The following is a 13,273-nucleotide window of genomic DNA, read 5'->3' as shown; positions in this document are numbered from 1 at the left end:
TACTCATTTTCACTTCCTGCTACTCAATATTTGCTTTTCACTACCCATCCAACTCATCAACACCGAAGTCTCACCAGACCGGCTTTTCTGCTAGGGCCTCTTCTGCGGGGCTTTGCGGGTATACGTATTCCGGGGCCCGTCGCAGGGGCTGCCGTAATCCAGGATGAGCTTGTCGCCGACGATGCTGTAGGTGGCACCGTAGGAGTGGCTTGCTGGCGTAGTGATTTGGAAGATCAGACCTGGTGCCGAGGCCGCCAGGCCGCACAGGGTAGGCGTACCGATGGTGTAGGTGCCTTGGTTGGTCAACGTGCCATTTTCGTACTGGGTGAAATCGGTGGCAGTGAAGACGATAGTTTCGTCGGGTAGCGGCGTGGGGCGGCAGAAGCACTGGCGGTCAGCTAACTGCCAGGTGCCCGCCAGCCCACCCACGGCCGGTGTAATATCGTCGTTCTTGCAACCCGTCAAGCCCCCTGCCAGCATCAGGGCGCAGCTAATCAGCGAAGTATATCGTTTCATATGTTCCAACCGGTTTTCCAAGGCAACCCGCCTCTATAAGTCGAGCCACTCACGATAAATAAGGTTGCAAGCACCAAAAAAACAGCGAAACCACCGTCTCCAACGAGGCCGTCGTTACGCTGTCGTTGGTGGCGTATGCTCATCGGCCACAACCGACGAGTCCTCGCGCAGCTTGCGGCCGCGCAGCTGGAGCAGGAATATCAGGCCCAGAATGAAAAACACGATGAGCGCCAGGATGCTGTAGCGCATGTTGCCGCCCATGATTTGCGAGATGCCGCCGAACACCATCAAACCGATAACGATGCCCACTTTCTCAGTAACGTCGAAGAAGCTGAAGTAAGCCGCCGGGTTGGGCGTGTTCTCGGGGATGATTTTGGAATACGTGGAACGCGAGAGGCTCTGCACGGCCCCCATCGTGAGGCCGATAACGGAGGCCAGCGCGTAGAAGCTCCAGCCGGCCTGCACGAAGTAGCCGGCAATACAAATCAGCATCCAGATGAACACGGCCCAGCTGAGGGCGCGGGTGTTGCCGATGCGCTCCGAGAGTTTGGAGAACAGGTAAGCACCCAGAATACCCACTATCTGCAGCAGCAGAATAGTGATGATGAGCGAGGTTGTATCGAGCTTGAGCTCCTCGTCACCGAAAAGCGTGGCCACGTACATAACCGTCTGCACGCCCATATTATAGGTGAAGTAGGCCAGCAGAAACCGCTTGAGGTTGGGCTGCTGCTTGGTTTCTTCCCAGACCTTGCCCAGCTCGCGGAAACCGTTGAGCAGCCAGCCCGAATCGTTGGTCGCGCCGGCCGGGCGGCCAGGGTCGGCGGGCAGGGTGGCAAAGGGAATCTGGGCAAAGCCAGCCCACCAGATGCCCGTGAGCAGGAAGCTCATACGGGTCGCCTTTTCGGTGGTCAGGCCAAACAGCGGCGTGCCCGACAGCGTGGGCCCCTGAATGAGCACCAGGCAGATAACGAGCAGCAGCACCGAGCCGATATAGCCCATGGAAAAGCCGCGGGCCGAGAGCGAGTCGAACTTCTCCTCCGACGAAATATCGGGCAGATAGGAGTTGTAGAACACGATGGAGCCCGAGAAGCCCACCGTGGCCATGAGGAAGATGAATACCCCCATCGTGAACGTGCTGGCCTCGAAGAAATACAGTCCCGCGCACGAGGCCGCCCCGAGGTAGCAGAAAATCTGGAGAAATAGCTTCCGCCGGCCCGAGTAGTCGGCCAGGGCCGTGAGCACCGGACTGATGAGGGCAATGATGAGGAAGGCCGCCGACACCGAATAGTTCTGGAGCGAGGTGCCCGGAACACTCATGCCGAGGAACTCGACGGGGGTTTTGCCGCTGTCGGTGCCCGTGAGGCTTTTCACTACGGAACCCCAGTAAATGGGGAAGATGGAGCTGGTAATGACCAGCGGATAAACTGAGTTGGCCCAGTCGTAGAACGTCCAGCCGCGGGTGATGCGCTTGTCGTCTTTGGGAATGGTTTGAACGCCGGGTTCGGCGGACGTAACGGCGGCGGTAGCGTCGCTCATACAGGCAGGGGCTTGGGCAGTAGTGCGGGCAAGATAACGGGATTTCACGGCTGTGGTTGTGATGGCCCGGTAACGCAGTGGTTATGCTCCGGCACCACGTCCCGGCTCGCCTGCCAGCAGCGCTGCATATTGCTGCTCGGTATCCACATCAATGGCCCCGGCGGGGAAGGTTACGGCGGCTACCAGCGCCGGATGCTGCCGAAGCAGCTGCCCGGCCCCAGCGGCGTCCGGCAACTGCCGGAGTAGCGGTAGGGCCTCGGCGCCGAACAGCACCGGTACGCCCAGCGTATCGCCGTACTGGCTGGCTACCATGGGGCGGCCGCTGGCGGCGTGGGTTTCGGCCAGTTGCCCCAGCAGCGCGGGCGTTACGTGGGGTTGGTCGCAGAGCATTACGACCACTTCGGCCCAAGCCATGCCCAGGCATTCGAGCAGGCGCAGACCGCACCGGATGGAAGCACCCATGCCCGCCGCCCAGTCGGGACACCGCACCACCTGCACCGGCAGGCAGGCCAGCTCGGGTAGCAGTGCCTCATGCAGAGCACCGGTTACCACCACTACCGGCGCGCCGGCCGCGGCAGCTACGGCCGTTTCGGCGGCCCGGCGCAGCAGCGTCTGGCCTTGGTACATCAGCAGCTGCTTGGGTCGCCCCAGGCGCGAGGAGGCTCCGGCAGCTAGAAGCAGAATGGCGGGCATATGGGGGGAGTTGTAAGCTGTAGGAGAGGCGCCCCTACAACTCGCAGGTAGCTTCTACCCTACCCTCGGGCACCAATGGGGCGTCGGCGTGCAGCGTGGGGTGGATAGGATGGGGCGAGTCGCGCAGGAAACCAGCGGGGCGGCCCGTCAGCACGGCCTGGATTTCGGCCACGATGGAAAGGGCAATTTCCTCGGGCGTTTCGCCGCCCAGGTTCAGGCCGATGGGACTGTGCAGGCGGCTGTGCAGCTGCGTGGCGGCGTCGGGGGTTTCCTGCACCAGATCCTGCAGCAGCCGCTCGTACTTTTTGCGCGGGCCCAATAGCCCGATGTAGGGCGTGGTGGCGTCGGGTAGCAGGTGGCGCAGCACTGCCAGGTCGTAGTAATAGTTGTGGGTCATCAGCAGCGCGAAGGCCCCATCGTAGGGCTGCTCTGCTACCTTTTCCAGCGGAAGTACCCGCACGGCGTGGGCCTCGGGGAAGCGGGCCGGCTGCACCTGGGCCGGGCGGCCATCTACCACCGTTACACGCCAGCCCAGGCCGGCGGCCAGGCGCACCAGCGGCTGCACGTCGTTGCCGGCACCGTACACGGTCAGGCGCACAGGCGGGCGCAGGATTTCCAGGCTCACGCGCACGGCTCGCGGGCCGGCCGGGTAGTGGCGGGTAGCCGGCCGGCCAGCGGCCAGCGCGGCGCGGGCATCGGTTAGCAGCGGCTGCCGGAAAGACATTGTGGCAGGCAAGGTACCTTCAACGCTGCCATCGGCCAACAGCAGCAGGCGCTGGCCAACCTGCACCTCACCGTCGGGCCCCACTCCGGCAAATACGGTGGCTACCACGGCCGGGGCGTGCGCAGTGGCCTCGGCCCAGCGGCGCAGCAGCTCCAGCGGGTTATCGGGGTCCTGGAAGTCGAGCGGTTCGAGCAGAATCTGCACGATGCCCTGGCAGCCCAGCGCGGCCCCGAACTGCAGGTCGTCGTCGGGGTCGGTCGAGTCGTAGGTGACCAGGGCGGGGCGGCCCTGGCGGATGGTGCGGCGGGCCCGGCGGCGGGCGTCGCCTTCGAGGCAGCCCCCACTGATGGCTCCGGTCAGCTGGCCTTCGTCGGTCACCAGCATCCGGGCCCCGGGGCGGCGGTAAGCCGAGCCGGCCACATCCACCACCGAGGCCAACGCGCAGGCCCGCCCCGCGGCGCGGTGCTGGTCGTAGGCATGAAGCAGGCGTTCGAGTTCAGTCATTTTACTAAGCTGTTAGCTTTTTGTCAGGGTAACCCAGGTTGGGGAGGTCGCTGTAGGGGCGGGGCTTAGCTGCGCTGTCCTCCGGTTGTCCCCGCCCGCCGTTGAACGGCTCGGGGTCAAATCGTTGAACGACGCAATCCGAATCGTTCAACGGCGGGCGGGGACAACCGGAGGACAGCGCAGCTAAGCCCCGCCCCTACCCGATAGACCTACCTCTCAACAAAAACTACGCTGGCATCCGCATGGCTTCCAGCATCTTATCGGGCGTCATCGGGAGGCTGCGCAGGCGGCGGCCGGTGGCGTTGAATACGGCGTTGCCCACGGCGGCGGCCACGCCGACCATGCCCAGTTCGCCAATACCCTTCACGCCCAGATAGTTGATATAAGGGTCGCTTTCGGGCACGAATTCCACCTGAATATTGGGAATATCGGCGTTGACGGGGATGTGGTAGCCGGCCAGGTCGGCGTTGGTATAGTGGGCGAAGTTGGGGTCGCGGAACGTGTCTTCCATCAGGGCCGCCCCGATGCCGTAAATGGCGCCGCCGGTCATCTGGCTGGTAGCAGTTTTCAGGTTGAGGACGGTGCCCGCGCCGTGCACGCCCACCCAGCGCGTTACGCGAATCGTACCCAAGTCGGGGTCAACTTCCACCTCGCAGAAATGGGCACCAAACGAATGCATGGAGTGCCCGCCCGTTTTCTTCTCCTTGTTGTCGTTATTCGGGTCGGCACCGTTTTGGCCGAAGTTCTTCTCCTCGTAGCCCGCCCCATACTTGCCGGTGCCGCTGCCCTCAATGTCGGGCTGGCCGCTGCGGCCCAGGGCCGCCAGCAGTGTTTCGCCCTTCTTAGGGTCTTTGCTGAGGAACATGCGGCCCAACTCCACCTTTACGTCGGTGGGCTTGGCCTTGTAAAGCGGCGACTTCTTATCGGCCACCGCCATTTTCACCACCTTATCCCATACATCCTGCGCAGCGGCCATGATGGACGACGCCACCGTGCCGGCCGCCACCGAGCCGCCCGAGCCGGGGGCCGTAGGCAGGCGGGTGTCGCCCAGCTCGAAGCGGATTTTTTCGGGCGGCAGGCCCAGCGCGTCGGCCGAAACCTGCGTCATCACGGTGTAGGTACCGGTGCCCAGGTCGGTGGCCCCGGCCTCCACTACGGCGTGGCCGTCGGCGAATAGCCGGACGCGGGCCGTGCCCTGCGAGCTGTGTACCGGGTAAGTTGCCGAGGCCATGCCGTGGCCCACCAGCATTCGGCCCCTGCGCGTCTGGCCGGGCTTGGGGTTGCGCTTGCTCCAGCCGAACAGCTCTGCGCCGCGGGTGTAGCACTGCTTCAGGCTCTTGCTGCTCCAGGGCTTGCCGTTGCTGTGGTCGTAGTCGGCGTAGTTGCGCAGCCGGATTTCCATCGGGTCGATGTTGAGCTGGTTGGCCAGATCGTCCATCGACGACTCCAGCGCAAACGAGCCGGGGGCCTCGCCGGGGGCGCGCATCCACACCGAAGTCATCACGTTGGCCCGCGCCAACTCGTACACCGTCGAGTAGTTCTCGCAGGCATACAGCATGTCCATCACCTTGCCATTCGACTCGGTGTAATTGTCCCAGGGCGAAGTGGTGGCCTTTTTAGTGTGCACAATGGACACCAGCTTACCATCGGCCGTCGCGCCCATCTTCAGGGTTTGCTCCTGGTCTTCGCGGTGGCCGACGCCAGTGAACATTTGCGGGCGCGTGAGGGCCAGCTTCACCGGCCGGTTCACGGCCTTGGCCGCCAACACCGTGAGAATAGTGTGGGGCCAGAACGAGCCTTTGCAGCCAAAACCGCCCCCGATATACTTGGTCACCACCCGAATCTGCTCGCGGGGCATGCCCAGCAGATCCGCCAGCGCACCCTGGTGCATGGTTACGTTCTGGCTGGCCTCGTACACGGTCAGCTTGTCGGCGCCCTCCCACACGGCCAGCGTGGCGGCGGGCTCCATGGGGCTGTGGTGGTTGATAGCGTGTACGTAGGTGGCCTCGTGCTTCACGGCTGCGCCGTCGTAGGCCTGCTGCGGGTTGCCGCGCACCACGTGGGCGTCCTTCTTGCCCTGCTGAATTTTCTGGGGGTCGAACAGTTCGGCCTTGGGGTCGTGGTAGGAGTCGATGGGGGTTTCGGCCTGGTAGGTCACCTTGATGAGGGCCGCCGCCTGGGTGGCCGCCTCCAGCGTGGCCGCCACCACCAGCGCTACCGGCTGGCCGGCGTACTGAATCTGGTTGTCCTGCATGGGCAGGTAACTCTGGGCCGCCCGCCACTTCTCAATCTGCTTGGGCGTTTTGGCCGGCTTGGGCAGGTTTTCGTGGGTGAAGATGTTGATAATACCCGGCTCCTTGGCCGCCCGCGAGGTGTCGATGCCGGTGATACGGCCCTTGGCAATGGTGCTGGATTTAAGCACGCCGTACACCGTGCCAGGCACATTTATTTCGGCCGAGTAGCGGGCCGCGCCGGTTACCTTGGCCGGGCCGTCCACGCGGTCCAGGGGTTTACCGACTACGTTGGTAGGCGCGTTTTCTTTCTGGTTGGAAGTATTGCTGGTCATATCCATGATGTTGTATGGTTGTCCGTCATGCTGAGCGAAGTCGAAGCATCTCTACCGCAATGGTAACTCTGCCAACTGGTCAGCGGACCAACGAAGCAGTAGAGATGCTTCGACTTCGCTCAGCATGACGGACTATTGTCCTGATTAAACGGCTACCTCACTCAAGGCCCGTACCAGCGTATTCTTCGCCATTTCTATCTTGTAGGCGTTGTGCTCGCGCGGCTTGGCCCCGCGCAGCGCCAGCTCGGCGGCGGCCCGGAACGTGGCCTCAGTAGCGGGCTTGCCTACCAGCGCCTTTTCGGCCTCGAAGCAGCGCCAGGGCTGGGTGCCCACGCCGCCCAGCGCCACGCGGGCCGCCCGAACGGTGCCGCCCTGCACCTCCAGTCCCACCGCCGCCGATACCAGCGCGTAGGCGTAGGAGCTTCGGTCGCGCACCTTCAGGTACTTCGATTTGCGCGCTGCCGCCGTCTGCGGAATAGTCACGGCCACAATCAGCTCGTCGGATTCCAGCACGGTTTCACGCTGGGGCGTGGTGCCGGGCAGCAGGTAGAACTTCGTGATGGGCACCTGCCGCTGCTTGCCCTTGGAGTTTTCCAGCGTCAGCACCGCGTCGAGGGCGGTCAGGGCTACCGAGAGGTCGCCGGGGTAGCTGGTGGCAATGCAGGTTTCGCTGGTGCCCAGAATGGCCAGGTTGCGGTTGTCGCCTTCCAGGGCCGGGCAGCCGGTGCCGGGCTCGCGCTTGTTGCACGGAAACGCCGTGTCGCGGAAGTAGCCGCAGCGGGTGCGCTGCAGCACGTTGCCCCCGATGCTGGCCATATTGCGCAGCTGGGCCGAGGCCGCCAGCAGCAGCGACTCGGCCACGGCCGGAAACTGCTGTGCCACCAACGGGTGCGCCCCCACGTCGCTCATGCGCTCCAGTGCCCCAATGCGCAGGCCGTCCTTGGTCATCTCAATACCCCGGAACGGCAGCAGATTCACGTCGATAAGCTGGTCGTGATTTTCCACGTTCGACTTCATTAAATCGAGCAGCGTGGTACCGCCGGCAATAAAGGCCGCCGACTTATCGTCGCGCTTGGCGGCCGTAGCATCCTTGGGTTTCTCGGCCTGGATATAGGAGAAGTTATTCATGGTAGTAGGGTCTGGGGGAGGGTGCTTGAGCGAGGAGAGTGGGGTAATTGGACTGTCATGCTGAGCTTGCCGAAGCATCTCTACCGCTTAGTTGCAGTGACAGTTAGGTGATAGGGGTAATTACGGTAGAGATGCTTCGACTTCGCTCAGCATGACGTTCTTCTACCTGCTGAAACCAACCTTGCCCCTATCCCATCTGGCCCTTGGCCTCCAGAATGGCGGCCGTGATGTTGGGGTAGGCGCTGCAGCGGCACAGGTTGCCACTCATCCACTCGCGTACTTCGGCTTCGGAGCCGGCGTGGCCCTCCTGCACGCAGGCCACGGCCGACATAATCTGGCCCGGCGTGCAGTAGCCGCACTGGAAGCCGTCGTGCTTGAGGAAGGCGGCCTGCATAGGGTGCAGCTCGCCGCCCTCTTTGGCCAGGCCCTCAATGGTGGTAACTTCCTTGCCCTGCGTCATAATGGCCAGCGTGAGGCAGCTGTTCACGCGCTTGCCATCTACGAGCACGGTGCAGGCACCGCACTGGCCATGGTCGCAGCCTTTTTTCGAGCCCGTCAGGTCGAGGTACTCGCGCAGGGCGTCGAGTAGCGTTACGCGGGGCTCGGCCCGAATGGCGCGCACGGTACCGTTCACTTTCAGACTAATGGTGGATACGCCTTCTACTTTCTTCGAGAGGGCCGTCAGGCGCTCGGCCTGGCTCAGGAACGGCGGCGCCAGGGCCAGCCCCAGAAAGCCGCCGGCCTGTTTCATGAAGGTGCGGCGCGAGCCGTCGGGGTTGAGCGGGGCAGGAGTAGTTGGGGCAGACATAAGGCAGAAACGAAGTAGAAGAAAGACCTGCTACCGGGCCGGACCGGGTGGGGTACTACCGGCATACGCAACCTGCCGGATGTGTGTTCGCTATGCCGGAGGCTACCGATGGTTTAGTCGGTAAAACCTGCCTTCCGTCGTTATGTTGCGTTCATCGGGCCAGAACCAGTCTTTTCAGTTAGCTTGCTATGCGCCTGGCTTGCTGCTTTGCAGTTAACCAGCTCGTTCTATTGGTGCTTTCAGCCTGTTGCTTACTACCTCCGCCCTATTCCGCTGCATGCTTCATCAGTATATTCCTGCTTTCTGCCTGCAAACCGATGCGGAATCGGGCATGCTACGGGTAGCGTATCGGATGGGTACCGAATCGGCGCTGCGCCGCCCCGATGTGACGGCCCTGCTGGCACTGGCCCGTACGCATACCGTTCGCCGCCTGCTCATCGATATGCGCACCGTGCCCCTGCTGACGGTGTACGACGAGCTGTGGCTGGGCACCCACTTTATGCCCGCCCTGCTGGCCATGCCCCTCGAACGGCTGGTGCTTATTGTTGGCAGCCACCAAACCTACCACCAGCTGGCCATCGATGCCCTGCACGACCTGGTGCAGCCGTCCATCGGTTTCGACTCGCAGTATTTCGACGACCCCGAAACGGCCCTCTGCTGGCTCACCGACGACGCCCCCCAGGTACCCGCGCTGCTGGCCGAGTGGGCCGGCCGGACAGCCGGCCCCGCCAGACTGTAGGTACTGGAGAAACACGGGGCTATGTTGGCCAGCTGAACACCTCTTAGACGGTGCAGAACGCGTATTCACGTTGCTTCGTTGAACGAATCTGCCCTAACGGCGCGAACGATGAGACAGCTCAGGCACCATTGCTCCCCAAACCTTCGGCTTGTCCCAATTTTATATAACCTTACGTGGCAAATTCACGTAACTCATTATCCAATAACCAGTTACTTAAACCCCACATCTATGCGTAACCAGCCCTTCTTTTCCATTCTGCTCGCCGGCCTGCTCACTTTCGGTATAGGCACCGTTGCTTCGGCCCAGAGCGGCACCCCCACCGGCGCGCCGCTCACGCAGAAAGCCAATGGCAACCTGCTTCAGATGTCGAAGCTCTCTGATAACCATACCACGCTGATGAAGGCCGTGGCGGCGGCCGGCCTCGATGAGCAGGCCCGTGGTGCTACCAAGTACACCATATTCGCTCCCACCAACGCCGCCTTCGACAAGCTACCCGCCGGTACGCTCAACGAGCTGCTCAAGCCCGCCAATAAAAGCCAGCTGGCTCTGCTGATTTCCTACCACGTGGTGCCCGGTTCTTACCTGGCAGCCAACCTCAAAGACGGCCAAAGCCTGACTACTGTGCAGGGTGAAACCCTTACCGTGATGCGCCAGGGCGACGCCATTATGCTCAAGGACGCTAAAGGCGCTATGGTCAACGTCGCCAATGATGATATTATGGCCGAAAACGGCATCGTGCATTCGGTTGACGCCGTGCTGATGCCCACCAGCCTGACGGGCGCGAAGAAGTAAGCCGCACCTCTCATTGCAAAAGCCCCCGCCTGGTTCCGTAAGGAGCCAAGCGGGGGCTTTTTTACGTTGCCAGCCACTTCGGTTACATCTGCTGCCCCTGCAGGGCTGAAAATCAGCGAAGTGTATAGGCGCTGTACAAAAAAGGCTGCTCCGTGCCACCTGATGAGTCTGCCTTTCCAGACCCATTCGACCGAAGACCGTGGCAGCTGAATGGGCCAGGTTACGAAGTCAGGAGTGGGGTGCGAAGTTGAGCCCCGCGCCTCACTCCTGACTTCGCAACTTGAGTTACACATGGAAGCATAAGCATTTCGATATAATATAATTATACATATAATATTTTTAACTATACGTTAAAATAACTTATATTCACTAACCAAAATACTTTTTATTTCACTTTACTCCCTGCCCTATGAACGACCCCACTGACCTCTCTGCCCGCTCCCTGCATACCATCGATAGCGGACATTTGGAAATATATGCCTCCTCAGCAACTTGGCTAAAAATCGTCGACTTTTACAAGAGTTTGCTGGCCCCGTCGTCCAAACAGGCGGGACCAGCCGTGGCTATATTTCAGATGGCAGGTGGTAATGAGTTATACATCATTCTAACTAACGACCAGGCCCTTCTTGCCAAGCAAGCAGGCCATATTCCTTGGCACTTGCCACTAGATAATGCCGGTCAGGTAGCCCAAGCAATGCAACGCGCTCGAAGTCTGGGAGCCGATGTGGTACTTGACACAACCTATGCTTGGGCATTTCCTATTCCCGTACACCTAGGCGGACAGGCAATCATCACACTAGGCACCGTCCGGTTCCAGACACACCCGCAACTCTCATCCGACGACACGACCCTAGGGCTTATCCATAACCCCAACTGGTAGGCCGTACCGGCAGGAGGCACCGCCACTCAGGCCCCGGGTGACGGAAGGCGGCCGGCAGCATTCGGTTTTCAGGGGCCTTGGAGCTGGCAGCGGCCGGCCCCGCGCTGTTCTGAATTTCTGAGCTCACCCCCCATGAAACCCCTACTGATTGCCCTGCTGCTGAGTCTGCTGGCAACAGTGCCGCCCGTGTTCGGCCAGCTGGCCGGCCCCGATAGTCTGCGGCAGCTGCTTCGCACCCAACGCCGGCCCGATACCCTGCGCGTGCGGCGGCTGCAGGCCCTGTCCCATTTCCTGAAAACCACCGATGCCGAACAGGCCACCCAGGTAAGCCATCAAGCCCTGCGGCTGGCCCTGGCCCTCTCCGATTCGGTGGGGCAGGGCGAGGCCATGCTGGCGCTCAGCAACCTGTACCGGCGCCAGAACCAGTTTACGGTGGCCCACCGGTATGCCCGGCGGGCCCAGGCGCTTTATGCCCGGCGCCGCGGCGACCAAGGCGAGAGCCGGGCTTGGCTGGAGCTGAGCACTCTGGCCATGGTGCAGTCAATCCCCATTGAGGCGCTGGAAGCCGCCCTGCGCGGCCTACCCCTGGCCGAGCGCGCCCACGATCTGCAGACCCAGAATCGTCTGAATCTCATCGTCGGGATTACCCACTACCAAACCGGCAACTACACCGAAGCCCTGCCGGCCCTGAAAGCCACGTTGCGAATCGGCCGCCAGCTCGGCGACCATCAAATGGTGCTGACCGCCCTGGCTACGCTTGGCGACTCGTACCAAATGCTGAGCGACTGGCCCCGGGCGCTGCGCTGCTACCAGCAGGCGCTGCGCCTGAACCGGCAGCAGGGCGACCAACAGGGCGAGGCCGGCTCCGAGATAAGCCTGGCCGAAATGTACAGCCGGATGCGTAACTCGGGGGCGGCCCTGGCCCATGGCCAGCGGGCCCGCCAGCTGGTGCGCAACACCCCGAGCGACGGCTACAACATCCCGGGCCTGCAGCTGACTCTGGCCCGCGCCTACCAACTCCGGCAGCAACCCGACAGCACGCTGGCGCTGGCGCATTCGGCGCTGGTGCTCAGCCAACGGAGCAGCAGCAGCAACAACAGCATTAGCCGCGAGGCGGCCCGGCTGTTGGCCGAAACCTATGCTGGCCAGCGCAAATTCGGGGAGGCTTACCGCTTCCGGACCCTGCAGATGGCCTACGACGATACGCTGTCGGGGGAGGATACACAGCGCCGCACCAGCGCCCTGCGCTACGTCTACGAGCTGGACAAGCGGCGCAACCAGATTGTGCTGCTCACCAAAACCCGCCAAATCCAAACCCAGAAAGCCGACCGCCAGCGCCAGCATGTGTATGGCCTGCTGGCGGGCCTGGGGGGCGTGCTGCTGCTGACGGCGCTGCTGATGCGCAACATCTACCTCAAACAGGTCAGCAACCGCAGCCTGCAGGAGAAAAACGAGCAGATTGCGGCCCAACGCGACCACCTCGACCAGGCCCTGACTGAATTAAAGGCCACCCAGGCGCAGCTGGTGCAGCACGAGAAGCTGGCCTCGCTGGGCGAGCTGACGGCCGGCGTGGCCCACGAGATGCAGAACCCGCTCAACTTCATCAACAACTTCTCCGACCTGAGCCTGGAGCTGCTCGACGAGCTGACGACCGAGCTGGACAAGGAGCCCCTTTCGGCCAGCGGCCGGGCCCTGAGCGCCGAGCTGCTGGCCGAGCTGCGCGAAGACCAGGTGCGCATCAACCAGCACGGCCACCGCGCGGCCCGCATTGTGCGCAGCATGCTGGAGCACTCGCGCGCCAGCAGCGGCCAGGCCCAGGAAACCGACCTCAATGCCCTGACCGAAGACTGCCTGCACCGCGCCTACGAAAGCTGGCTGATCGAGCACCCGGGGTTCAGCGCGCACTTCAGCCTGCACCTGGCCCCGGGGCTGCCCCGGCTGCGGGTGGTACCGCAGGATGTGTGCCGGGTGCTGCTCAACCTGCTGGCTAACGTGTTTTATGCCCTCCGCGAAAAGCAGCGGCTGCTGGGGGCCCACTTCCAGCCCGAAGTGTGCCTGCGCACTCAGCAAACGCCCACCGAGCTGCGCATTGCGGTGCGCGACAACGGCATTGGCATGACGCCGGCCGTGTGCAAACACGTTTTCGAGCCATTTTTCACCACCAAGCCCAGCGGCGAAGGCACCGGCCTGGGCCTCTCGCTGAGTTACGACATTATCACCAAGGGCCACCGCGGCACCCTGAGCGTGGAAAGCCGCGAAGGCGAGTACACGGAGTTCGTTATCTGCCTGCCGCTGGCGCTGGCCCACCCCGCCGAGCTGCTGCCCACCCCGCAGCCGGTAGCCACCGCGGCGTAACTGTTGCGGCAGCTGGCAACGACAGCACGGCA

At 62.6% G+C, this 13,273-nt stretch carries 11 protein-coding genes; 4 read left to right on the top strand and 7 right to left on the bottom strand.

What is annotated here, in order from left to right; all coding sequences use genetic code 11:
* Nucleotides 1–90: 90 nt before the first annotated feature.
* From HW554_RS04330 to HW554_RS04300, 7 genes are all read right to left on the bottom strand, one after another.
* Complete coding sequence (locus tag HW554_RS04330; RefSeq protein ID WP_176907139.1) at nt 91–516, bottom strand: hypothetical protein; 426 nt, start codon at nt 514–516, stop codon at nt 91–93.
* Between the two features lie 114 nt (nt 517–630).
* A complete protein-coding gene (locus HW554_RS04325) occupies nt 631–2,052 on the bottom strand; it encodes an MFS transporter (RefSeq protein ID WP_176907136.1) in 1,422 nt (473 codons plus the stop codon).
* An 81-nt stretch (nt 2,053–2,133) separates the two neighbouring features.
* A complete protein-coding gene (locus tag HW554_RS04320) occupies nt 2,134–2,745 on the bottom strand; it encodes a nucleotidyltransferase family protein (protein ID WP_176907134.1) in 612 nt (203 codons plus the stop codon).
* A 34-nt stretch (nt 2,746–2,779) separates the two neighbouring features.
* The gene (locus tag HW554_RS04315; RefSeq protein ID WP_176907133.1) at nt 2,780–3,973 is read right to left on the bottom strand and encodes an XdhC family protein; all 1,194 of its coding nucleotides are present in this window, start codon (nt 3,971–3,973) and stop codon (nt 2,780–2,782) included.
* A gap of 226 nt (nt 3,974–4,199) precedes the next feature.
* Complete coding sequence (locus HW554_RS04310) at nt 4,200–6,539, bottom strand: xanthine dehydrogenase family protein molybdopterin-binding subunit (RefSeq protein WP_246285096.1); 2,340 nt, start codon at nt 6,537–6,539, stop codon at nt 4,200–4,202.
* A gap of 144 nt (nt 6,540–6,683) precedes the next feature.
* Nucleotides 6,684–7,667 carry an FAD binding domain-containing protein gene (locus HW554_RS04305; RefSeq protein ID WP_176907130.1) on the bottom strand — a complete coding sequence of 328 codons (984 nt, stop codon included), beginning with the start codon at nt 7,665–7,667 and terminating at the stop codon, nt 6,684–6,686.
* A 187-nt stretch (nt 7,668–7,854) separates the two neighbouring features.
* On the bottom strand, nt 7,855–8,475 hold the full coding sequence (locus tag HW554_RS04300; protein ID WP_176907128.1) for a (2Fe-2S)-binding protein: 621 nt from the start codon (nt 8,473–8,475) through the stop codon (nt 7,855–7,857).
* Nucleotides 8,476–8,752: 277 nt separating this feature from the next.
* Here HW554_RS04300 and HW554_RS04295 point away from each other — a divergent pair, with 277 nt between their 5' ends.
* From HW554_RS04295 to HW554_RS04280, 4 genes are all read left to right on the top strand, one after another.
* Complete coding sequence (locus HW554_RS04295) at nt 8,753–9,214, top strand: hypothetical protein (RefSeq protein ID WP_176907126.1); 462 nt, start codon at nt 8,753–8,755, stop codon at nt 9,212–9,214.
* A gap of 228 nt (nt 9,215–9,442) precedes the next feature.
* A complete protein-coding gene (locus HW554_RS04290) occupies nt 9,443–10,006 on the top strand; it encodes a fasciclin domain-containing protein (protein WP_176907124.1) in 564 nt (187 codons plus the stop codon).
* A 409-nt stretch (nt 10,007–10,415) separates the two neighbouring features.
* Entirely contained in the window at nt 10,416–10,886 is a 471-nt protein-coding gene (locus HW554_RS04285; protein ID WP_176907122.1) for a hypothetical protein, read from the top strand.
* A 132-nt stretch (nt 10,887–11,018) separates the two neighbouring features.
* Nucleotides 11,019–13,241, top strand: a complete 2,223-nt coding sequence (locus tag HW554_RS04280; RefSeq protein WP_176907120.1) for a tetratricopeptide repeat protein — start codon at nt 11,019–11,021, stop codon at nt 13,239–13,241.
* Nucleotides 13,242–13,273 lie beyond the last annotated feature (32 nt).

The organism is Hymenobacter lapidiphilus (genome assembly GCF_013377885.1).
Taxonomy (GTDB): domain Bacteria; phylum Bacteroidota; class Bacteroidia; order Cytophagales; family Hymenobacteraceae; genus Hymenobacter; species Hymenobacter lapidiphilus.
This window is presented reverse-complemented; position numbering and strand designations above follow the sequence as displayed.

Bases quoted from the DNA above. Each gene is read 5' to 3' on its own strand.
- HW554_RS04325 (WP_176907136.1), bottom strand. From the start codon at position 2,052: ATGAGCGACGCTACCGCCGCCGTTACGTCCGCCGAACCCGGCGTTCAA.
- HW554_RS04295 (WP_176907126.1), top strand. From the start codon at position 8,753: ATGCTTCATCAGTATATTCCTGCTTTCTGCCTGCAAACCGATGCGGAA.
- HW554_RS04280 (WP_176907120.1), top strand. From the start codon at position 11,019: ATGAAACCCCTACTGATTGCCCTGCTGCTGAGTCTGCTGGCAACAGTG.
- HW554_RS04330 (WP_176907139.1), bottom strand. From the start codon at position 516: ATGAAACGATATACTTCGCTGATTAGCTGCGCCCTGATGCTGGCAGGG.
- HW554_RS04320 (WP_176907134.1), bottom strand. From the start codon at position 2,745: ATGCCCGCCATTCTGCTTCTAGCTGCCGGAGCCTCCTCGCGCCTGGGG.
- HW554_RS04315 (WP_176907133.1), bottom strand. From the start codon at position 3,973: ATGACTGAACTCGAACGCCTGCTTCATGCCTACGACCAGCACCGCGCC.
- HW554_RS04285 (WP_176907122.1), top strand. From the start codon at position 10,416: ATGAACGACCCCACTGACCTCTCTGCCCGCTCCCTGCATACCATCGAT.
- HW554_RS04290 (WP_176907124.1), top strand. From the start codon at position 9,443: ATGCGTAACCAGCCCTTCTTTTCCATTCTGCTCGCCGGCCTGCTCACT.
- HW554_RS04300 (WP_176907128.1), bottom strand. From the start codon at position 8,475: ATGTCTGCCCCAACTACTCCTGCCCCGCTCAACCCCGACGGCTCGCGC.
- HW554_RS04305 (WP_176907130.1), bottom strand. From the start codon at position 7,667: ATGAATAACTTCTCCTATATCCAGGCCGAGAAACCCAAGGATGCTACG.
- HW554_RS04310 (WP_246285096.1), bottom strand. From the start codon at position 6,539: ATGACCAGCAATACTTCCAACCAGAAAGAAAACGCGCCTACCAACGTA.